At 46.0% G+C, this 20,503-nt stretch carries 24 protein-coding genes, 1 other RNA gene and 1 pseudogene; 7 read left to right on the top strand and 19 right to left on the bottom strand.

The genetic code is table 11. The features are described from left to right. The first annotated feature begins 67 nt into the window (after nucleotides 1-67). The gene (locus tag MTO69_RS18350) at nucleotides 68-547 is read left to right on the top strand and encodes a peptide-methionine (S)-S-oxide reductase (RefSeq protein WP_248334850.1); all 480 of its coding nucleotides are present in this window, start codon (nucleotides 68-70) and stop codon (nucleotides 545-547) included. Nucleotides 548-591: 44 nt separating this feature from the next. On the opposite strand, the gene MTO69_RS18345 is transcribed toward MTO69_RS18350, so the two are convergent. Both MTO69_RS18345 and MTO69_RS18340 read right to left on the bottom strand, forming a co-directional pair. Beyond that, nucleotides 592-1,281, bottom strand: coding sequence for a flavin reductase family protein (locus tag MTO69_RS18345; protein ID WP_248334849.1), 690 nt, complete (start codon nucleotides 1,279-1,281; stop codon nucleotides 592-594). Nucleotides 1,282-1,351: 70 nt separating this feature from the next. Next, on the bottom strand, nucleotides 1,352-1,849 hold the full coding sequence (locus tag MTO69_RS18340) for a fasciclin domain-containing protein (protein WP_248334848.1): 498 nt from the start codon (nucleotides 1,847-1,849) through the stop codon (nucleotides 1,352-1,354). A 234-nt stretch (nucleotides 1,850-2,083) separates the two neighbouring features. On the opposite strand from MTO69_RS18340, the gene MTO69_RS18335 reads away from it, so the two are divergent. Next, nucleotides 2,084-2,389, top strand: a complete 306-nt coding sequence (locus MTO69_RS18335; RefSeq protein WP_248335617.1) for a DUF6482 family protein — start codon at nucleotides 2,084-2,086, stop codon at nucleotides 2,387-2,389. Between the two features lie 105 nt (nucleotides 2,390-2,494). Beyond that, on the top strand, nucleotides 2,495-3,370 hold the full coding sequence (locus tag MTO69_RS18330; RefSeq protein ID WP_248334847.1) for an AEC family transporter: 876 nt from the start codon (nucleotides 2,495-2,497) through the stop codon (nucleotides 3,368-3,370). On the opposite strand, the gene soxR is transcribed toward MTO69_RS18330, so the two are convergent. Continuing rightward, complete coding sequence (gene soxR / locus MTO69_RS18325; RefSeq protein ID WP_248334846.1) at nucleotides 3,335-3,808, bottom strand: redox-sensitive transcriptional activator SoxR; 474 nt, start codon at nucleotides 3,806-3,808, stop codon at nucleotides 3,335-3,337. The two genes, MTO69_RS18330 and soxR, sit on opposite strands and share 36 nt — an antisense overlap. A gap of 93 nt (nucleotides 3,809-3,901) precedes the next feature. Between soxR and MTO69_RS18320 the strand changes: the two genes are divergently transcribed. Then, a complete protein-coding gene (locus MTO69_RS18320) occupies nucleotides 3,902-5,110 on the top strand; it encodes an MFS transporter (RefSeq protein ID WP_248334845.1) in 1,209 nt (402 codons plus the stop codon). Between the two features lie 32 nt (nucleotides 5,111-5,142). On the opposite strand, the gene MTO69_RS18315 is transcribed toward MTO69_RS18320, so the two are convergent. Beyond that, nucleotides 5,143-7,056 (bottom strand): methyl-accepting chemotaxis protein, encoded by a 1,914-nt coding sequence (locus MTO69_RS18315; RefSeq protein WP_248334844.1) that lies wholly within the window; start codon nucleotides 7,054-7,056, stop codon nucleotides 5,143-5,145. A gap of 240 nt (nucleotides 7,057-7,296) precedes the next feature. Then, nucleotides 7,297-7,632, bottom strand: coding sequence for a zinc ribbon domain-containing protein YjdM (locus MTO69_RS18310; protein ID WP_248334843.1), 336 nt, complete (start codon nucleotides 7,630-7,632; stop codon nucleotides 7,297-7,299). 164 nt (nucleotides 7,633-7,796) lie between these two features. On the opposite strand from MTO69_RS18310, the gene MTO69_RS18305 reads away from it, so the two are divergent. Next, nucleotides 7,797-8,273 (top strand): peroxiredoxin, encoded by a 477-nt coding sequence (locus tag MTO69_RS18305; protein ID WP_248334842.1) that lies wholly within the window; start codon nucleotides 7,797-7,799, stop codon nucleotides 8,271-8,273. A gap of 129 nt (nucleotides 8,274-8,402) precedes the next feature. Here MTO69_RS18305 and MTO69_RS18300 read toward each other — a convergent pair whose 3' ends face one another. The 9 genes and pseudogenes from MTO69_RS18300 to MTO69_RS18260 all read right to left on the bottom strand — a co-directional run bounded on the left by MTO69_RS18300 (nucleotide 8,403) and on the right by MTO69_RS18260 (nucleotide 14,202). After that, on the bottom strand, nucleotides 8,403-8,981 hold the full coding sequence (locus MTO69_RS18300; protein ID WP_248334841.1) for a DUF1294 domain-containing protein: 579 nt from the start codon (nucleotides 8,979-8,981) through the stop codon (nucleotides 8,403-8,405). A 96-nt stretch (nucleotides 8,982-9,077) separates the two neighbouring features. Continuing rightward, nucleotides 9,078-9,602 (bottom strand): DUF4823 domain-containing protein, encoded by a 525-nt coding sequence (locus tag MTO69_RS18295; RefSeq protein ID WP_248334840.1) that lies wholly within the window; start codon nucleotides 9,600-9,602, stop codon nucleotides 9,078-9,080. Between the two features lie 194 nt (nucleotides 9,603-9,796). Next, nucleotides 9,797-10,441 carry a lysophospholipid acyltransferase family protein gene (locus MTO69_RS18290; protein ID WP_248334839.1) on the bottom strand — a complete coding sequence of 215 codons (645 nt, stop codon included), beginning with the start codon at nucleotides 10,439-10,441 and terminating at the stop codon, nucleotides 9,797-9,799. Between the two features lie 9 nt (nucleotides 10,442-10,450). Continuing rightward, the gene (locus MTO69_RS18285; RefSeq protein WP_248334838.1) at nucleotides 10,451-11,383 is read right to left on the bottom strand and encodes a phosphatidate cytidylyltransferase; all 933 of its coding nucleotides are present in this window, start codon (nucleotides 11,381-11,383) and stop codon (nucleotides 10,451-10,453) included. Then, entirely contained in the window at nucleotides 11,376-12,137 is a 762-nt protein-coding gene (locus MTO69_RS18280; RefSeq protein WP_248334837.1) for a CDP-alcohol phosphatidyltransferase family protein, read from the bottom strand. The genes MTO69_RS18285 and MTO69_RS18280 overlap by 8 nt, the downstream gene beginning before the upstream one ends. A gap of 317 nt (nucleotides 12,138-12,454) precedes the next feature. Continuing rightward, nucleotides 12,455-12,763 carry a transposase gene (locus tag MTO69_RS18275; RefSeq protein ID WP_004413754.1) on the bottom strand — a complete coding sequence of 103 codons (309 nt, stop codon included), beginning with the start codon at nucleotides 12,761-12,763 and terminating at the stop codon, nucleotides 12,455-12,457. 190 nt (nucleotides 12,764-12,953) lie between these two features. Then, nucleotides 12,954-13,382 (bottom strand): annotated as a pseudogene (locus MTO69_RS18270) (GNAT family N-acetyltransferase). A gap of 254 nt (nucleotides 13,383-13,636) precedes the next feature. Beyond that, nucleotides 13,637-13,924, bottom strand: a complete 288-nt coding sequence (locus MTO69_RS18265) for a type II toxin-antitoxin system RelE/ParE family toxin (protein WP_248334836.1) — start codon at nucleotides 13,922-13,924, stop codon at nucleotides 13,637-13,639. Then, complete coding sequence (locus MTO69_RS18260; protein WP_000086647.1) at nucleotides 13,921-14,202, bottom strand: type II toxin-antitoxin system Phd/YefM family antitoxin; 282 nt, start codon at nucleotides 14,200-14,202, stop codon at nucleotides 13,921-13,923. The genes MTO69_RS18265 and MTO69_RS18260 overlap by 4 nt, the downstream gene beginning before the upstream one ends. 295 nt (nucleotides 14,203-14,497) lie before the next feature. On the opposite strand from MTO69_RS18260, the gene MTO69_RS18255 reads away from it, so the two are divergent. Both MTO69_RS18255 and MTO69_RS18250 read left to right on the top strand, forming a co-directional pair. Further along, entirely contained in the window at nucleotides 14,498-14,740 is a 243-nt protein-coding gene (locus MTO69_RS18255; protein WP_045957228.1) for a type II toxin-antitoxin system Phd/YefM family antitoxin, read from the top strand. A 6-nt stretch (nucleotides 14,741-14,746) separates the two neighbouring features. Continuing rightward, complete coding sequence (locus tag MTO69_RS18250) at nucleotides 14,747-15,043, top strand: type II toxin-antitoxin system RelE/ParE family toxin (RefSeq protein ID WP_248334835.1); 297 nt, start codon at nucleotides 14,747-14,749, stop codon at nucleotides 15,041-15,043. Nucleotides 15,044-15,126: 83 nt separating this feature from the next. On the opposite strand, the gene MTO69_RS18245 is transcribed toward MTO69_RS18250, so the two are convergent. From MTO69_RS18245 to MTO69_RS18220, 5 genes are all read right to left on the bottom strand, one after another. Further along, nucleotides 15,127-15,978 (bottom strand): IS3 family transposase, encoded by an 852-nt coding sequence (locus tag MTO69_RS18245; RefSeq protein WP_248334819.1) that lies wholly within the window; start codon nucleotides 15,976-15,978, stop codon nucleotides 15,127-15,129. Next, nucleotides 15,975-16,283, bottom strand: coding sequence for a transposase (locus tag MTO69_RS18240; RefSeq protein WP_004413754.1), 309 nt, complete (start codon nucleotides 16,281-16,283; stop codon nucleotides 15,975-15,977). Before MTO69_RS18240 ends, MTO69_RS18245 begins: the two co-directional genes overlap by 4 nt. 2,731 nt (nucleotides 16,284-19,014) lie before the next feature. Beyond that, the gene (locus MTO69_RS18235; RefSeq protein ID WP_248334834.1) at nucleotides 19,015-19,437 is read right to left on the bottom strand and encodes a GNAT family N-acetyltransferase; all 423 of its coding nucleotides are present in this window, start codon (nucleotides 19,435-19,437) and stop codon (nucleotides 19,015-19,017) included. Nucleotides 19,438-19,575: 138 nt separating this feature from the next. Beyond that, on the bottom strand, nucleotides 19,576-20,004 hold the full coding sequence (locus MTO69_RS18230; protein ID WP_248334833.1) for a GNAT family N-acetyltransferase: 429 nt from the start codon (nucleotides 20,002-20,004) through the stop codon (nucleotides 19,576-19,578). A gap of 423 nt (nucleotides 20,005-20,427) precedes the next feature. Beyond that, nucleotides 20,428-20,488, bottom strand: an RNA gene (locus MTO69_RS18220) — hammerhead ribozyme type II. Between the last annotated feature and the right edge of the window lie 15 nt (nucleotides 20,489-20,503).

The raw sequence follows: 20,503 nt of genomic DNA, 5'->3' as shown, positions 1-20,503 counted from the left end.
CCTCTAGACTCGCTATTGCTTTACAGGCACACTTCGGGCGAGATATGACGTCACGATGGAGATTCAGATGTTTCAAGAAGTCTATTTTGCGGGTGGGTGCTTGTGGGGCGTACAAGAGTTTATGCGTCACTTACCTGGCGTAATGACAACCGAAGCCGGACGCGCCAATGGCTCCAGCAACACCACACAAGGTGAGTATGATGGTTATGCTGAATGCGTAAAAACGCGTTTCGATCCCAGTCGCGTGACGCTTGAACAGCTTATCGACCATCTGTTTGAAATTATCGATCCCTATAGCGTGAATCAGCAAGGACCCGATGTGGGCGAGAAATATCGAACTGGCATCTATAGTCGGGACCCAAACCACCTAGAAGCGGCTCGACAGCATCTCAATCGAAGGCCCGACGCAGGCAAAATTGTGGTCGAGATACTCCCCTTGAGCAATTACGTGAAAAGTGATGAAGAGCATCAAGATCGATTGACCCGCAACCCCAATGATTATTGCCACATTCCCATCGACCTGCTGCATAAATATCGTCAGCAGTAGCGGACCGGCGTAGTAATGATCTTGGTACATGCTACCGATTGGAGTCAGCAAAGTTCGTCATTGCGACTCGGCCACTCCGCTTGCTCTCCCGCAACCGACAGTGGTTTTAACGCTTTATCGGGCTTAGCGTATTGCAAGCGAAACAGGCGTTGAGTGACGTGGTAGCTGTCTAAACCACTGATAGTGACCCACTCCATCGCCTCAATGTCGAGATAGCCGTCTGCCTTAATGATGCCAGTTGGCAAATGAATGTGTTCAATCTCACCGATGACCATTTCCGTATTGTTCGCTTGGATAGTGTGATGCTCTTTAAGGCGAAGGCCAATGTTGATGTTGCTTTCTAAAACAAATGGGGCGGCGAAGCCTGAGTGATAGTGCGGCGTCAGTCCAACCGCTTCAAACTCGCTCTGCTGTTTTGGATACCTAGCCGAGGTTTGATGGGCCAGCGATGCGAAATCCGCCTCGACCGAGTTTAAACTGAACACCCCTGTTTGGAATATGTTCTCTAAGGTATGGCGCTCTACCGAATTGGGACGGCTAATGAAGCTGAGTAAAGGCGGGTTAGAACCAATATGCGTCACTGAACTCACAATGGCGAGATTCGGCTGACCATCACTATCTACCGTTCCAACCAAGTTAGCACTTTTAAATCCGCTTAAACTGTTGATCAGTCGCGCTCGATAGCGACTTTCCATGTCGTTAATTTGCTTGGCGTTCAAGGTTTGTTGCTGCATTATCCGTACCTTATAAACAAATAAAGGGCAAAGCTAAGCTTTGCCCAGGGGAACGTAGCGTGGGTGGGCGCTACTTAGGAAGAATCACTTGGTCAATGACGTGAATCACACCGTTGCTTGCTTTGACGTCGGTAGCCACCACATTAGCGTTATCGACCATCACTTTACCGCCCATGGTTTTGATCATCACATCTTGCCCTTGTACTGTGGTCGCCTTGTCTAGCTTGACCACGTCAGCTGCCATCACTTTACCCGCAACAACATGGTAAGTGAGCACAGCCACCAGCTTATCCTTGTTTTCCGGCAGCAGCAGTGACTCTACGGTCCCTTCTGGCAATTTGGCAAAAGCCTCATCTGTCGGTGCGAACACGGTGAAAGGACCATCGCCTTTGAGTGTTTCGACAAGACCCGCGGCTTTGACTGCCGCAACCAATGTATTGAATGAGCCATTTTCAACTGCGACATCGACGATGTCACCCTTCATACCATGGTCATGAGCCTGCGCTGGCAAGATGTAGGCAAACAGTGCGACGAACGCGACGGCAAGTGATAGTGTGTATTTAAACATGATTCCATCCTTAAGTTGGGAGCTAAGCTCCTGTTAGCTGTTTTGTTGCTTCGAAGGATGTTACGCAGGCGCTATGAAAACAGATCAATTATTGCGCACATGGGTGGCCAAAACGTTTTGAGGCGCGGCTCGCGCTTCAACCAAACTAAGTTAATCTTTTTCATCATATTCCCCGTAACAGCCCTGTATACGCAAAAAAACCAATCAGACATCAACGGCAATAAGGGACAGATGATGAAAATGGCGTTAAGCAAACTAGAGCAGTTCTTCTACGTGGATAAGCTTGTGATTCATTCTCTGGACATGGCGCTATACCATGCGTCAGTTTTGGTTGACGGAGAAGAGTATTATGTGACCGATGATAAGGGACAATTTCTGAGAGCCCATTCAATCGTCGACTTGCAGCGGCAGTGCTGTCGAATTAAAGCTAAGTCGCAAGTGTTGCGCCAGCAAAGCGCCTACGATGAAATGATAGGGGCGCCAGTGCGCCAAGAGAGTAACCAACTCGAAGTTCCGCTCCAGGATAATCAATACTACTGACGACCAGTTTGACGAGGTACGCAGCGTTTGACCATTTTTGCTGTTTTATTGCCCATAAATCAGGTAGTTTGAACGCAAGGAATAGATGCAGCCTCAGGAAGGAAGATGTTTGAGCAAGTCGTAGGAATACTGTTTCCAGTATTCGCACTGGTATTGGTGGGCTTTTCGGTTGGCAAATGGTTAAAACCTGACTTTAGGCCAATCAATCGCATCAACATGGATACGTTTACGCCTGCTCTGGTCTTTTCTTCATTGGTCTCTATGCCGCTCGACTTTGAACAAGTCCCACTGCTCAGTGCTTCACTGGTGGCAGTATTGCTGCCCGGCTTGGTAATGATTCCTATCTGCCGCTTGTCTGGGCTAAGTTTCAAAGCTTGGGCACCGCCACACATGTTTCGCAATAGTGGTAACCTTGCTATCCCGCTGTTTACTTATACATTCGGCGACGGCGCTCTCGCCTCCGCGGTGTTACTGTTTGTTGTCTCCGCCTGTATTCATATCAGCCTTGGCTTGGCTCTGCTTAGCGAGGGTAACCCTTTTAAACAAATCATCAAGATGCCGATTTTCTTAGCGGCGTCCGCAGCGCTCCTTCTCAACTTGTCAGGCACTCAAGTGTGGAGCCCACTGTACGAAGCGACCGCGCTGCTCGGACAAGCGGCAGTACCTGTGATGTTACTGTCACTCGGCGCACAAATGTGCAACATGCGCTTGAGCGGCCTTAAGATTGGCGTGTTGTGTACCTTGCAGTCACTGTTTACCGGCGCATTGGCTTTTGCGGCTATTTACTGGTTTATCCCCTTGCCAACTATGCAGCTTCAAATGATGGTGTTATTTACCATGCTCCCTCCGGCAGTGATGAACTACTTGTTTGCCGAGCGATTGCATATCGAACCGGCGAAAGTGGCCTCTATGGTATTGTTTGGCAACTTCTTTAGTATTTTGACCTTACCCTTGTTGCTTAGCTTCGCTCTGTCCTTGTAGCCACTCTTCAGGATGACTGAGTAACGTCTTGCCCTGGTAGGTCTCGGCTCGGATATCTTTGGGATTGTAAATCGCACACGAGTCCATCGATAAGCAGCCACACCCGATACAGCCTCCTAGGTCTTGCTGCAAGGCTTTTAGTTGTTGAATTCGGTGCTCTAACATCTGTTTCCAACCCGACGCCATTTGCTCCCACTCGCGGCGATTTGGCGCTTGATGTTTCGGCAAATGAGAAAGCGATTGAACAATCTCTTCCAAGGTTAGCCCCACCTCTTGCGCCGCTTTTATCACCGCAATTCGTCTCAATACGCTACGGTCATAGCGGCGCTGATTGCCCTGATTGCGCCAACTATGAATCAGGCCTTTTTGCTCATAAAAATGCAGCGCCGACACATTAACGCCAGCCCGTTTCGCTACTTGGCCAACACTTAAGTCCATTTCCGTTCCTCGAATCAAAAAAAACACTTTACCTTAAGTTAACTTGAGGTTTTAGAGTAGCAGTCAGACCTGAAATGACACAAGGAAAAGATCATGATGACTGTTTTCACGGGTAAAACCGCTACCTATCTAAGCGGGCGCTTTTTCGATGGGCTCTCTTCTGGATTGTTTATGATGGCGCTACCTTGGATCATGCTGCAAACACCAGATGCTGGCTCATTCGTTGCTTTAGTGGCGTTAGCCTGCACACTAACTTCTTTTATTCTCACCCCTTTTTTCGCGACGCTGATAGACCGTCATTCACGAAAGCAGTTGCTCATTCTAGTTCAAGCCGTTCAAGTCACGGCAGCGCTGTCAGTCTTACTGAGCACGGCAATCGATGGATTAAACTTGTGGGTTTTGGCCGGCGCACAGCTAGTGTTTTGGGTCTCGAGTAACCTTGCCTGGGCGACCAATAATGCGTTCACCCAAGAGAACTACCAAAGCCACGAATATGCCTCGATTTCGGGTAAACAAGAGGTGGTAATGCAAGTCACAACGTTGGGCGCTGGCGCGCTGGGAGTGTTACTCCTTCAACATTGGGGAGTGGCACAGTTCGCATTCTTTGCGGCGGCGGCCTCGACTTTGTCTGGACTAAGTTACGCCGTCACTCCTTATCAACGCCAATTAACTCAATCCACCACACAACCCTTCTTCACTCAGCTCACGCAGAGCCGAAGCATCTTTGCAGCGCAGCCTAAGTTCTTTGCGTTCTTGTTGCTCTCGTGTTTAAGCTATCCAATCCTGACATTCTTACTCAAGTTAGTCCCTATCTGGTTTGCTGAAACTGGCGTATCTGGAGAGTGGTTTGCTGGCTACAGTATGGCTTTTGGTTTTGGGTCGCTGCTGACTGGGTTGATGGTATCAAGGCTCCTTGCGTCACGCCCAAACCCGACCACTATGCTCTATTCGATGTTCGCTGTTGGCCTAAGTTTAGTTGGGATGAGCCTGGCCATGCATCCAAGTCATTTGTTGATGTTCACTCTGGGATTCGGTTTCTTTAACGCCCTTAATCGCATCGCTCGTACCAACTGGATGCACAATCGGATTGACGTTGGTCAACGTGGGCGGGTAGACGGAGGATTGGCGCTGTTCTCTACCTCGATGCAAAGCATCAGCTACGTGTTAATAGCCTTATTGTCAAAATGGGGACTGACTCAATATGGGTTCGCTCTCGCCGCAGTAACCGTATTTGCAGCAGCCAGCTTGATGTGGTTCATCAGCCGTACACCGGCACTTTTACTGCAATCGCAAAACGAATAAAGGCGCATGATGCGCCTTTATTTCAACGTGGATTAGCTGAGTTTGAAACGTCTGACGATACTGGTCAGGGTTTGGTTCATCTCCGAGATGGTTTGCGCCTCCTCTAGCGCCTGTTGGCCATTGCTGTCGAGCTCGCCAACAATGTCATTAATCGCCGCCATATTTCGACTCAACTCTTGGGTCACGCTGCTTTGCTCCTCAGCCGCGGTCGCAATTTGGGTACTGAGGTCATTGATATCGGCGACAAACTGAGTCATCACATCAAGGCTTTCCGCGACCTCTCCTGCGCCTTCCGCCGTTTGTGCACATTTCTGCTTGGTGGTTTCCATCGAACTCACCACGGACTGACTGCCTCGCTGTAGGCTCGCCAATGCCGCTTCAATTTCTTCGGTACTGGTTTTGGTACGGCTGGCTAAGTTGCGCACTTCATCGGCAACCACCGCAAATCCGCGTCCTTGTTCCCCGGCTCGAGCCGCTTCGATGGCTGCGTTCAATGCCAATAGGTTGGTTTGTTCGGCAATGTCGCCAATCACACCAAGAATGGTATTGATACCATCGGTTTCCGATGCCATTTTATTCACATTTTCCGAAGCAGCGCTGACATCATCCACCAGCTCCTGCACATTGGCTTTCGCTTGGGTCACCGTACGTTTTGACTCAGCACTGGCTTCATTGGCTTTATTGGTCAGGTCTGCCGTGTTGGCCGCATCAGTAGCCATAGAATCCGCCGTAGAGTTCATCTCTTCAATCGCCGTAACCACTTGCTCGGTCTCTTGCACATGATTTTGCAAGATCACGCTGTTGCGTTGGCTTTGATCTTTCATTCGATCAACATTTTCGTTGAGCTGGTCGGTGACCTGACGAATCTCCAGCATCATCGATTGTAAATTATCGATAAACACATTCACGCCTTGTGAAATCTGGCCTAGATCGTCATCCGTTTTCACTTCAATGCGCTGAGTCAGATCGCCATTACCTTGACTCAAGCTCAAGACTGTCTCTTTGAGCACTAATATAGGGCGATACAACACGCGCAAAATCAGCAGCGCCACGATAATACTGACCACGGTTGCGATCACAGCCGTGACAATCGCATTGCGCTTGGCAGCAGACAGATCACTGAACACCACTTCACTGTCTAAGCCAACCAGTAAGTACCAGCTCTTATCAGCGATACGGATCTGATGAGAGAAAAACAGTTTCTCGCTATCGCCCACAGTGGCTTCGAGACTGGCACTCTCTTTACCCAATACCTGCTGTCCAACATTAGCAAGCCACGGATAACGGTCGGTTTTATCACCCGCCTTCACCTCTTTGATGGATGAAGCCAATATGGTGCCGTCGTGATTTAAGATGAACGCGGTTTTCCCTGCCACTTGGTTGGCCGATTTGACGATTTCGTTGAGAAAGTCCAACTGCATATCCACGGAGATCATGCCACTAAAGGTTTTGCGCACCACCGACACCCAATAAATACCCCCCTCTTCACTGCCTAGATAAGGTTCAGTGATACTAGTGGTGGTGGCTCGGCGCCCTGCTTGGTACCAGCCGCGCGTGGTCACATCGCCATCAAACTTATGATTGGGCCACGTGTTCGCCGTTTGGTTCCAATAGGCGTCACCATTGGTAAAGGCAACCACAGAGCTATTGAGGTTCATTGCTGCCGCAAATATGTGGGTCATTTCAATGAAGTCTTGCGGCTCACCGGTAATAGGCTCATTTTCATAACGTTGCCCTAGCTTCTCCAGCCCAGCGACCTTTTCATTCAAGCGGTTGGCAATCTGCTGTGCTTCTGCATCTACGTAGTTTTGGTTACTTTTGGTGATAAGATTAACCAAGTCGTCTCGTTGCTCAACGTACGCCACATAGCTCGACGTAGAGACAGAGACAACCACCAAAGCAATGATTGCAATAAGCAGCAACGTCTTAAATCCTAAATTTCGCATTGCTCATGATCCTTATAAAAAAGCGTTATTTTAGACAGCGCCAATTGATGATTTAGAACTAATTATTGTTAGTTTTATTACTAAATTGTGGCCGCAAAATGACAAAAATCCAGATTTTGCCAAAAATGTTGACTGTAGCTGGTTATACAAACTTAAACAGTAAGAATAAGCTGTGAGATAAGTGGAGAGTCAAATGAGGCAGCGTGATGCTGCCCTGAAAGTTGAAGCTACTGGCATGGCCTAGGCTTTTTTTACAAACTGAGCGGTAATCATCATCTCGCCAGCGCCATCGACTTTGCAATCGAGTTGATGATCTTTGCCATCGACAATGCGTCTTACCAATGCTTTGGTACCAATTTTTAACACCAGTGAGCTGCCTTTTACTTTTAAGTCTTTCGCCAGCGTCACCTTATCTCCTTCAGCCAATAATGTGCCATTGGCATCCTTGATAGAAAGCGTCTCATCCTCCGCGACTTGGTCGGGATTCCATTCATAACTGCATTCTGGGCAAACCAGCAGTGATTGATCTTGGTAAACATAGTTTGATTGGCAATTTGGGCAAGGTGGAAATGACATGCTGTACTCTCTAACGCAAAAATGAACGCTTATGGTAACCAGAGTAAGCCCATCACTCAACTCACACAGGCCTGCAACAACCTGCCTGGCAAATCTGAAATAAGTGGTCGGTTTATGCTCTTACCGCTACACTGATTGGGTCAAATAACACAAGGAATGCGGACATGATTCAGAAAGGCCAAGCAATACCTAATGCCACCCTCAGTGAACTGAAAGATGAGGGTATGGTAACCCACAGCACCGAGACGCTTTTTGCTAATAAACGAGTGGTGTTATTCGCGGTTCCAGGCGCGTTCACCCCAACTTGCTCCGAAGCACACCTACCGGGCTACGTAGTGCTTGCTGATCAAATCAAAGCCACGGGTATCGATATGATCGCCTGTGTCTCTGTCAATGACGCCTTTGTCATGCACGCTTGGGGAGAGGCTCAAAACGCCTCGGAAATCTTGATGCTCGGCGATGGGGATGCAAGTTTCACCAAAGCTCTGGGGCTGGAAATGGACACCGGAAACTTCGGTGGTGTGCGTTCGCAACGATATGCGATGATCATCGATAATGGTGTCGTCACCGAGCTTAATGTCGAACAGCCAAAACAATTTGAAGCAAGTAAAGCCGAAACCATTTTGGCCGCGCTGAAGTAAGCGGTGTTTAGCATCGGGGCGGGTGGAAAGCCTTGCCCGCCCCTTCTCTCAGTTCGTTATCGTCAGCGAAAGATTACTATAACACGGTGAGTTCACTGCCTGTACATACGCCATATCTTGAAAGATTGGTTAGAACATTAAAGCTTGAATGATTCTCCTCGCTGATTCGCTAAATAACCAAACAAATCCCGCTACATTGAGTATGATGGTTATCCACAAAATCAACTTAAAAGGCTGCTTACTAGATTTATGCCGCAGTTGGAACTGAGCCAATAGCGCTCCAGGCCAACCCCCAAGCAAAGACAGCATATGCAATGTATTTTCAGAAGTTCGCCAACGTCCGGATTGCGCAGCCTGTTTGTCCCAAGCAAACATCAAATAGGTGAAAACGCTCATCAATAGATAAACTGGGATCAGTAGGTGCTCTCCATTAAACACTATGATTGAAGCGGTCGCTGCCACCAAAAAACTGAAGCCAAACAATACAGTGAATGGAAATCCATTCGCACCGGGAATCACGACATTTTGAGCATTGAGCCGACCCTTGCTGTCTTCAACCAAGTCGTAAATAACCCCATCCGATTTTTTAGGCCGGTAACCACGATTTGTAACTGATGAAATATGGAAGAACACCCTCAGTTGACCATCAGCAGAAGAGATGAAGCCATAACCTTTACTGTCATTCCATTCTACGACTTGTCCTTTCATGGTCTTCCTCCACTCGTTTGCCATGTCCTACCCAGTCGCACAATCCAGTGCCAAATGTTGAGAATTACCCATGGCGGGTTTACTGTGCTCTTCAGTTTAAAGCATGTCAGTAAAGAACTCTTTTATCGGAAGTGGTAACAAATCTTGCGGTTTGTCTCCTCCAAACGTCGCGATGCCACTTTTCCCATCGATAATACCCGACTTCACTACTGCGCCAGATTTTGCATCCACAACGACTATTTTCACCTCAACCTTGTCAGGCTTTGCTGACCACTCGGTAGCTCTGTCTTCCCAATGTAAAATAGTTGGGTATACCAGATAATCAAATTTACGCGAAGAAGCAAAGTCCAATGCCGTGTTGTAATCTTCTGGAACCTTCGCTATTACAACATTATTCAGCGTTGTTGCTAATTCACTTTTGATTGTTTGACTAAGCATTTTCCCAGAACCTGCATAATAATGGCTACCATATTGGCCATCATGCGATAAAGCGATGTAGACAGCACTGGTTGGTTCTAACCGAACATTGCTGTCCAACTGATTTACCTTCAATGAATGAGAGTCGGCACAACCAAGCATTGCCAACAAAACAGTTAAGACTAAAAGTATTCTTCTGTTCATCTATATCCCTTTTTTTAAGTTCAGCCCTAGGGCACCACAAAAAATGATTTAATCATTTCTTTAACGTCTAAACCGGGATCAAGCCGAAACATTGTTGAACAGATCAAACACTTTAACCAGTGCCCGATTCTAGACTAAGAACTCGGGCACTCTGCTTAGGAGCAATTAAAAAGAAATCACGCACTAAAACTAAGCTACTGTTCGCTGCGCGTGACAATACACGCTTGGGCTAGCTGCTGATATTCTGCTTGCATGGTAGTAAGAAAGTCATCCGCACTTTTGAACTTCGCGATTGGTGCTCCCAAAACCACATCACAGTTAAAGGGGACAAACATCGCGGTACCTTTGGGTAACGCCCGGCCAAGTCCGCGCATCACCACAGGAATGACAGGACAGGCTTGATGCTCATTCACTAAATGATAAATCCCTTTTTTTAGCCCACTCATGGTTTCGGGTTCGCCTCGGCTTCCCTCAGGAAAAATAATCAAGATATCTCCTTGATTGAGGGCCTTGTGGCACTCATCAAATACAGCATGACGATCACTTTTACTCGGTGAACGGTGGATGGGAATAATGCCCAAGATATTGAGTGATAACCATGCTGAGACTTTGTTCTTACAAAAGTAGTCCGCTGCCGCCACGGGGCGAACCTTATGCACCATACTGATTGGAAAAAGCGCCAATAACACCAAAGTATCGAGGTGACTATTGTGATTAGCAGCCACCACCATGGGTCCATTAAGAGGCAGGTTTTGTCGATTGATGATGTTGATGCCCAAACCAACAAATACCAGTGGCTTGACAAACAGCAAGACGAACAGAACTTTGAAAACTTTCATCGCGTCCTCTTAGTAGTAAAGATAATAGATATAGTGAAAGAACAAAGGAGCGGTGAACATCAGGCTATCGATACGATCCAAAATACCGCCATGGCCGGGAATGAACTGGCTGGTATCCTTAATTTGCAAATCACGTTTAACCGATGAAATAACTAGGTCACCAATAAAGCCACTCAAGACTATGATCATCCCCGCGACTAAACCTTGGACTGAGGTTAATGGTGTCAGGTAAGGCGCAACAAAGTAACTGATCAGAATGATGGTTGCCGCGCCACCAATAAAGCCTTCCCATGTTTTATTAGGACTGACTCTCGGTACGATTTTATGTCTACCGAAACTCTTACCCCATACGTATTGGCAAACATCATTGAACTGAGTGAATACCAATAAAAACAGTAGCATTCCCATTGAACCGGCCTCAGGATTCTTGCTTGGCAAGACCAACAGGTAGGCCATGTGGCTAACACAAAAAACCGTTAACATCAGCGCCCAATGAATGATGCCAGCCGAGCGGATGAAACCTTTGGTGTCACCAATCAGCACCGCAACCATAGGCAAATAAAGGAACATGTAGACTGGTATAAATATGATGTACATGCCATACCAACCGAGTGATAACCAGTAGTATTGGAACGGGATCGAAAGGTAAGCCCAGAAAATCACGCGTCGGTCTGTCATCCGCGTTGGTACAATCGAGAGGAACTCTTTCAATGCCATAAAACTTAAAAAGGCGACAAAGATCAGCGTGTATTGAGTAGGCAGATAGAGCACGACAAAGACGATTCCGATCATCCACAACCAAGAGCGAATGCGCAGTTTTAGCTCGTGGTAGTCCTTATCTAAATTGCGGCGTGACAAATATAAGTAAACCAGGGTGCCAACCACCAAAACCAACGTAATGGTAGCCATCATGTGTAGCGAATTCGTAGGGATATTAATCATGATGAAGCTCACTCCACGGCTTATCAGCAGAGCCGTCTAGCGCATGCGCAGACTGCTTGGCCTGGTGACTGTTTTCTTCACTCGATGATGAGGTTACGAGCTGCTGTTTAGTCTTAAAAATCGACAGCAATCGACGCCAGCAGGTGATACTGCAGCCGATAACCATGACCGCAAGTGCAATATCCATCATATAATCACTAACGCTTGGCAACATCTCTAGCCACTGGCTAATTGCAGTCACTAACAATGTGACAGTGAGCAAAGCCATTCGATGCTGCTTAGCCATTGGCCCGCGAAAGTCAGCAGCACACCCCATACTCACTCCCAATACGCGAATGTAAGCGCTAAGTACTGCCAACAATGCCGCAGTCCAAGCCAGTGACATTGCAAATGCGGAGTGGGCTACCCAGCCTGCTGCAACTATTAGCAGCGGATCCGCAATACGATCTGGCACATCATTAAACAACTCACCAGCTGGTGTTTTCTTTCCGCCTTCTACAGCGACCATGCCGTCGAACAAATTGCACAACAAGCGCATTTGAATCATCAGAGCGAACAACACCAACCAGGTTGGCTCAGGCTGGAAGTGATAACCTACGGCAAACGCGAGACCACCAGTGGCAAACAAGATGCTCATCAGTGAAATTTGATTGGGGGTTATATTCTTCTGACTCAACCAAACAGCAACGCGTTTGATCACCGAGATATCGCGCACAGCTAGAGGGCGACGATTCGATTCAGGTTGAATAGACATGTGGTCAATATCCTTGATATGAATGATGTTCCGTTGTAACTACTTGTATTGTTGAACGTTAATGTTTTTGGCCGCCACCAGTGGATTTGAATCTGAGGGTTAACTTGATACCCAATCATCACTCTGCTCACGACGGACAAATAGAGAAACCTTGGCAGCTTAATACAAAAAACGACGGGGCAAAAATTAGCTCAACAAGCAAGATATTGCCTGGTGTTGAAAATGTTAGAGCATGACTCAGATTGAAGTTAGGATACTTAAGGTTAATTGCGAGAAAGGAAGATGAGCCGTATATGCAACTGGAACGAACTCTTACTTCACTCTTGCTGCTTCGCGAAGTACGCCGAGACCTTTTTTAGGAATTCCATTTCATCTTTGAGTCGCTTATTCTCGCGCCTTAGCGCTCGAAGCTCTTCGGACTCTTTCTTTGAATAATCGACACCGTCTAAGGTGTTAAACTGTTTATCAGATAGGCGTGTGAACTGGCGCTTCCAGTTCCGGATTTGCTGGGCACTGATGCCCAATTCCTTGGCAACGGAGACAGCTGTTCGGCCAGGAAGACTGGCCAGGCGCACTGCTTCTTTGCGGAACTCTTCGGTGTACGCTGGATTACGATGTTTAGCCATAAATCACCTCTCAATTAGACCCTAGATCTAACTTAGTAAAGTGTCTACTAAACGTGGGGTACTCGGGTCGCATAACGCTGCGTTAAGTGGTGAGCAACGCAACCACCCTACCTAAACCATTGTGCCTTAACCACTAAATTTACTGCAAACCGAAAATGCCAAGCGTTGTGAATCCGTCTTAAACGCTTTGTTAGCCGTTTTGGACGCCAACTATAGAAAAGTGGTGACTAGCGATATTGAAACCTTCGCGTAAATAGAACTAATGTGCTAGAAAACGCTGAACACCAGAATCCAAATGTATTTGTTCGCAACCGCTTTCTAAAGCATATGTTTTAAACCAATCGATAATAAATTTGCCTACACCACTCGAACGAAATTGCGCATTAGTTACCAAGTCTTCAATGTAAATATGCTTACCCCAAGCAAGCTTTTCACCTACGCTAAAGCCTGCTGCTAGTACGCCTTCTGGCGATTTGACCTAGACGACTTGGTAACCATTTGATTGCTGCTTCTCGATCTGACCAGACAAAGTATCTAAGTTGTAATTTGGGCGAAGTTGTAACAACACTTCTAGGACTGACTTGTAATCAGAATTTTTCTCTAAAAATTGTACTTCCATGTTTTCTCCATTTTGACGGCTAACTTGCCATGGTAAATAACACTAATACCAATTTTCCCGATATATGAGAACTCATGTCTCGAAACATATTACTTCCTTGTAATTCAAATATTCCGTTAAGTAAGCTAACGCCCAATTAAGTAGCCCGAAACGCACTGACTCACCTTCCGCATTGCTCGGCAACACCAAACTCGACGCAAACCAAAAGTGCTGAGCGTTGAGGGTCTGCTTGAATTGATTGTTATAACACAGTTTTATACATCATCTTCCGACAACATTTGACGACAATTACGTACTGTTAGTACGCGGATCTCATGAGTTAAGCTGTAGATAATACGATAGTGACCAAAAATGATTTCGCGATAATTCGTATGGGGCATTTCAGGAACAAAGCGCCCCATTTCAGGCATACTTCCAAGTAGTTCAGTTTTATCAAAAACTTCGTTCACCCACTTTTCTGCGGCAGATGGATTATCCAAAGAAATAAATTCCGCTGCATCGCCTAGCTTCTGAAGCGCTAAAGGAGACCAAACTACTTTCATTTCTTAATGCGCCCTAATACTTGAGCACGAGCATCATCATTGGAAACACCAAGACCTGAAGCTAATTGAGCTTCAGCTGTGCGCATTTCTTCTAGTAGTTCGATTTTCTCTTGCATTGCTTCATACTCTGCAACATCGAGAACAACTGCTACACCTTTACCACGTTGTGTGATCACCAATGGGCGGCGAGTCTCATTGATTTGTTTGATGTAAGAAGCTACACCTGCACGAAATTCAGATAATGGCTGAATATCTTGATCGAAATGAATACGGCTCATATTGAACTCCAGTCAGTACAAAATAACGTACAAATAATAGTTCAAGTCACGATTTTGAGCAAGGATTTGATTTTGTGTTATAACGCCCCATTAAGGGGTGAACAACGCCTCCACCCTACCTAAAGCATTGTGCCATAAACACTAAACTAGCTTGAAGTGAAAGTGCCAAGCATTGTGAATCCCTCTTAAATTGCTTGTTAGTTTACATTTCACACAAATCGCACGATTCAATCGTATTGACCATTTTGTGCGACAAACTATAATCTTACTGTAATTCCAAATTTGGAGATTGAGTATGCACACACTAACAGCAAATGATGCAAAGCGTAACTTTGGTGAGTTGCTTCTAAGCGCCCAACGTGAGCCAGTAAAGATTAGCAAAAACAGTAAAGATGCCGTAGTGGTAATGTCTATCAAAGACTATGAAGAACTAGAGGCAATGAAAACTGATTACCTTAAACATTGTTTCGAGTCGGCTAAACAAGACTTAGCACAAGGCAATGTAGTTGATGGTGAAGATTTCCTAAGCGCCTTGTAACCCACTATGCAAAAGAATAAATACAAACTAAGTAAATTGGCTCAGGCTCATTTACGAAAAATTAAAAGTTATACCGTCAATAACTTTTCTGAAATGCAGTGGAACAACTATAAAGATACATTGCTAACTGGGTTTCAAATGCTCGCCGATAATCCAGCCGTAGGTCGCAGTTGCGATGAGATTTATCCAAGCGGCTTCTTTTTTCCGGTAGGAAAACACACAGCTTACTTTACAAAAGAAGACGGTTTTATTTTAGTTGTGGCTGTACTTGGTCAATCACAACTCCCACAAAACCACTTGTAGCGAAGACATCACCCGAAATAAAAACTAGGGTGATGATCTTGATTGGTAAATGGTGTACCCCACAAAAAGTAGACAGTACATAACTACATACTTTCGTACTCAACCGGGCTGACATGCCCCAACGCTGAGTGTCTTCTCTTGCGATTGTAAAATACCTCGATGTATTCGAAGATACCCATTCGGGCTTCTTCGACAGTTTGATAGTCTTCTGCGTATATCAGTTCGACTTTCAGTCGACTGTAGAACGACTCCATCACCGCATTATCCCAACAGTTGCCCTGTCGACTCATGCTCGGTACACCTCCATGCTTGCGCATGAAGTCTTGATATTTATAGGCTCTGTATTGTACACCCCGGTCTGAGTGGATAATGACGCCCTTAGGCGGCTTACGTGACTCAAACGCCATTTTTAACGCATTAGTGATGAGCTCGACGGTCATGGTTGTCCCTAGCGACCAACCCACGATGCGCCTTGAATGCAAATCCATCACAGTCGCCAAGAAGAGCCAACGGCTCTTCACCCAGATATACGTGATGTCCGTGACCCACTTCTGATTCGGAGCCTCAGACTCAAAGTCTCTACGCAGTAAATTATCAGCAACATTCGTCATAGCCGCCACATCCTTGCTGTATTTAAACCCTTTACCATTACGAGCCCTGACACCTTTTTCATTCATGATATCAGCCACATAGTTCACGCAGCAGGCATAGCCTGCTTCGTTTAACTCTTCTGCTATTCGCACTGAACCGTAACGCGCCCGATATTGGGCAAAGGTACACATGATTAGTTGTTCAAAGCGTTCGCGCCGCTGTGAACGCTCACTTGGCGTATGATGGCACCACTTGTAGTAACCACTTCGACTGACTTCTAACGTGCGACACATTAAGCTAATCGAGTACTCACTGGTATAACTTTCAATGAACTCGTACTTCACTCTTGCTGCTTCGCGAAGTACGCCGAGACCTTTTTTAGGAATTCCATTTCATCTTTGAGTCGCTTATTCTCGCGCCTTAGCGCTCGAAGCTCTTCGGACTCTTTCTTCGAATAATCGACACCGTCTAAGGTGTTAAACTGTTTATCAGATAGGCGTGTGAACTGGCGCTTCCAGTTCCGGATTTGCTGGGCACTGATGCCCAGTTCCTTGGCAACGGAGACGGCTGTTCGGCCAGGAAGACTGGCCAGGCGCACTGCTTCTTTGCGGAACTCTTCGGTGTACGCTGGATTACGATGTTTAGCCATAAATCACCTCTCAATTAGACCCTAGATCTAACTTTGTAAAGTGTCTACTAAACGTGGGGTACTCGGGCATATAACGCCGCGTTAAGTGGTGAGCAACGCTACCACTGCACTCAAGACATTATGCCATAAACACTGATGCATATCTTTGAACTGAAACCGCCCAGCGTTGGGAATCCGTCTTAAACGCTTTGTTATGTGTATAGTCTAGAAGTTACTCGGCTATACTTGATACAAGGTTGCTCAGTGGTAAATATTATGGCTGCTCAGAAATACCAAAGACCAATATCCCCAGATCTACATGCATGGGGCATTCTTTTGTTCGCCATAATCGGGATGATTCTCATATTGGTGCTAGGAATCAAGTTAGTCAACTTATACGTAGCGTCTAATGGTTATAACGATTTAGCTGCCGTTTTTATTGCTCTCATCGTGATTGGCGTGTTGGCAATGCTAGCTCTAGCATTTTTTTCTCAGCGTATATCCGTATATTACTACCGAAAAAGAGATCCAAGTTAATACACATAACGCCCAATTAAGTAGCCCGAAACGCCCTGGCTCACTTTCCGCAATACTCGGCAACACAAAACTCGACGCAAACCAAAAGTGCCACGCGTTGAGGGTCTGCTTGAATTGCTTGTTATGCGAATTCATCGACCAAGGCAAACTGGGCAGATGAAGATTACCTCAGACACGAAAAACCACAAACAAACCAAACACTTTTTGTGATTCACTGAACAACCGGAGTCACTATGTTACAGACCAACTTCCAACAAGTGACTAATGGTGAATTTCAGCTAGTGACTAAACTTTTACTCCGAGAAACTCGACGCGGCGGAAGACCAGTAAATGAAGAACTTCCGATAGTCTTGCTCTTCCAGCGATTTGAGCCAGCCAACCTCACCACCAACTAACTCCGAAAATCAATGAGGCAACCCACGAACTTTTGCATGTTTTACGGCCTGAGTGATTCAAGAATTTGAGCCGACAATCCTGAACTGCCGACACCGCGAACCGACCGCCAAAGAGAGCGAGAAAGAGAGATATAGAAGATTTCTTGCTTAGTCGCATAACGCCCAATTAAGTAGCCCGAAACGCACTGACTCACTTTCCGCATTGCTCGGCAACACTAAACCTAACACAAACCAAAATCGCCGAGCGTTGAGGGTCTGCTTAAATTGTTTGTTATGCGAATTCACCTGCATAAGCCAAGTTGGGCAGTGAAAGATTACCTTAGACACGAAAAACCACAAACAAACCAAACACTTTTTGTGAGTCACTGAACAGCCGAAGTCACTATGTTACAGCTTCACTTCTAACAAGTGACTAATGGTGAATTTAAGCTAGTGACTCGGCTTTTGCTTCGGGAAACTCAACGCTGAGAATAAACAGCGAAGATGAAGCTCCGATAAACTTGCCATTGCAGCGCTTTGAGCCAGAGAAACTCACCACCAACTAGCTCTGAAAACCAATGAGGCAACCCGCGAATTTTGGCATGTTTTACTGCCTGACTGGTCCAAGTTCTTGAACCGACAATACTGACTTGCCGACACCGAAAAACAGATGGCCAGAGAGAGCGACAAAGAGAGCCAGAGAAGATTTTTGCTCAGTCGCATAACGCCCAATTAAGTAGCCCGAAACGCACTGACTCACTTTCCGCATTGCTCGGTAACACCAAACCCGACGCAAACCAAAATCGGCGAGCGTTGAGGGTCTGCTTGAATTGTTTGTTATGCGAATTCACCGACCAAGCCAAGTTGGGCAGATGAAGATTACATCAGACACGAAAAACCTCAAACAAACCAAACACTTTTTGTGAGTCACTGAACAGCCGAAGTCACTATATTACAGACCTACTTCCAACAGGTGACTAATGGTGAATTTCAGCACATGGCTGAGCTTTTGCTTCGAGAAACTCAACGCTGAGAAAAACCAGCGAAGCTGAACTGCCGATAAACTTGCCCTTTCCACACTTTACGCCAGCCAAACTCACAACCAGCCAACGCGGAAAACCGATGGCCCGAGAGAACGAAAAAGAGAGCCATAGAGGATTTTTGCTTAGTCGCATAACGCCCAATTAAGTAGCCCGAAACGCCCTGGCTCACTTTCCGCATTGCTCGGTAACACCAAACCCAACGCAAATCAAAAGTGCCACGCGTTGAGGGTCTGCTTGAATTGTTTGTTATGCGAATTCAACGACCAAGCCAAGTTGGGCAGTGAAAGGTTACCTCAGATAAGAAAAACCTCAAACAAACCAAACACTTTTTGTGATTCACCGAACAGCCGAAGTCACTATGTTACAGACCAACGCCCAACAAGTGACTAATGGTGATTTTCAGCTAGTGACTCAGCTTTTGCTTCGGGAAACTCAACGCTGAGAACAAGCAGCGACGATGAACTACCGATAGACTTGCCCATACAGCGCTTTGAGCCAGCGAAACTCACCCCCAACCGACTCTGAAAGGTAATGAGGCAACCCACGAACTTTGGCATGTTTTACGGCCTGAGTGATTCAAGAATTTAGGCCGACAATACTAAATTGCCGACACCGAAAACCGACTGCCAAAGAGAGCGAGAAAGAGAGATATAGAAGATTTTTTGCTCAGTCGCATAACGCCTTGTTAAGTAGCAGCTAACTACCACTGCACTCAAACGAAGCTACCGTAATCACTAAACCCAACCAAACCAAAATCGCCAAACGTTAGCTGTCTGCTTGAACAATTTGTTATGAGCACTAGTTGCACATATGAACAAAGTGCTCATCTTGATGTGTAACCCTGAAGCCATGTCGCTCATATAAGCTGTGGACTTGATTACCTACTAGGTAACACAGAGTTATAGGTTGCGACTTCGCTTTGCCAATACAGTCTTTGATAACAGCACTTCCAATACCTTTACCTTGATAGTCTGGAAGCAAAAAGAAACGACCGAAGTAGTAGCCACCGCCCTGCGGTTTGAATAGGTAGCTCCCGATTCTCTTACCATCGATTTCAATTATTGTCGGTTTAGCCTTAGACCATTCAACTTCGTGCAAGTGACGCTGAAGTGATTCGTCCCAACCAAAAACACGTGACACCGCCTCGTATTCTGCCGCTTTCTTTAACTCAAACAAAAAGTCGAAGTCGTTACTACGGGCTGCCCTTTCTGAGTACTTCATTTATCCGCAGACTTCCTTTCTTGCGTGTGCTCATAACGCCGCATTAAGGTGTGAGCGACGCTTGGCTATACTTGAGCGAAGCGAAAACGCCAAGCGTTGCGAATCACTCTTAAATGCTTTGTTATACGCGTGCTGACACTACAAAGAAACTTTCATAACCTTATGATTTAGCCCACTTTCAATGTCAACTGCTAACCAACCTAATGACTCGTACAACGATGGTACATTGGTGTAAGCATACAGGTTACTTTGAGTTGCTGCTGATACTTGGCTAACACCTCGGTTAATCAGTTCGCTAGCAATACCTTGACCACGCCACTCTGGTGAAACATAAACAGCATTAAACCAAATAACTTCTGAGTCACCATGAGGTTCTTTAAAGCGCGAGCAAGCAAGACCACCGATAACTTGATTGTCTCTGAGAGCGACAATTACCGGTGGAAGATTAGATTCTGGCTTATAAGTATCTGCGAACAGAAAATTAGACCATTCTGTTTGAAACAACTTCTCTAGAGCAACCCAATACTGACTATTCTCATCGCAATTTCTGAATACTACCTTGTTCATATTGGGCTATTTCCTCAAAAGCGTATAACGCCCAATTAAGGTGTGAAGCACGCGATCACGACACTCAAATAGACCACCGTAAACACTAAATTCACCCCAAACCAAAAATGCCAAGCGTGCTGAATCACTCTTAAATTGTTTGTTATATTTCAGTGCACTATAGGTGGTTTGGGCTATGCGCACCTACTAATTTGCTCTTTTCACTGGAGTTTCACCAGATCATCAGTAAGTTAAACTTAAAAGAGCGGTGGTTCTCCCAAAACATGGCAACACATTTTGAAAGTTTCTTAAATTTACTACTAATTTTGTTGATAATTTTCATACCCATAAGCTCTCCCTCCTTAGTCTGACTAGTTAAAAACCCCACAGTTTCCGCTAAGAGAAACTGCACCACAAAAACAGGTGGATTTGACGCAAAGTAAATCGAGGCTGCCATCATCAGTCTCAGGAGACCACCACTGAGAGACGTATTCACGTTTCGGCTTTCGACTTGATTTTT

Origin of the sequence: Vibrio sinaloensis (assembly GCF_023195835.1) — a bacterium.
GTDB classification, from domain to species: domain Bacteria; phylum Pseudomonadota; class Gammaproteobacteria; order Enterobacterales; family Vibrionaceae; genus Vibrio; species Vibrio sinaloensis_C.
This window is presented reverse-complemented; position numbering and strand designations above follow the sequence as displayed.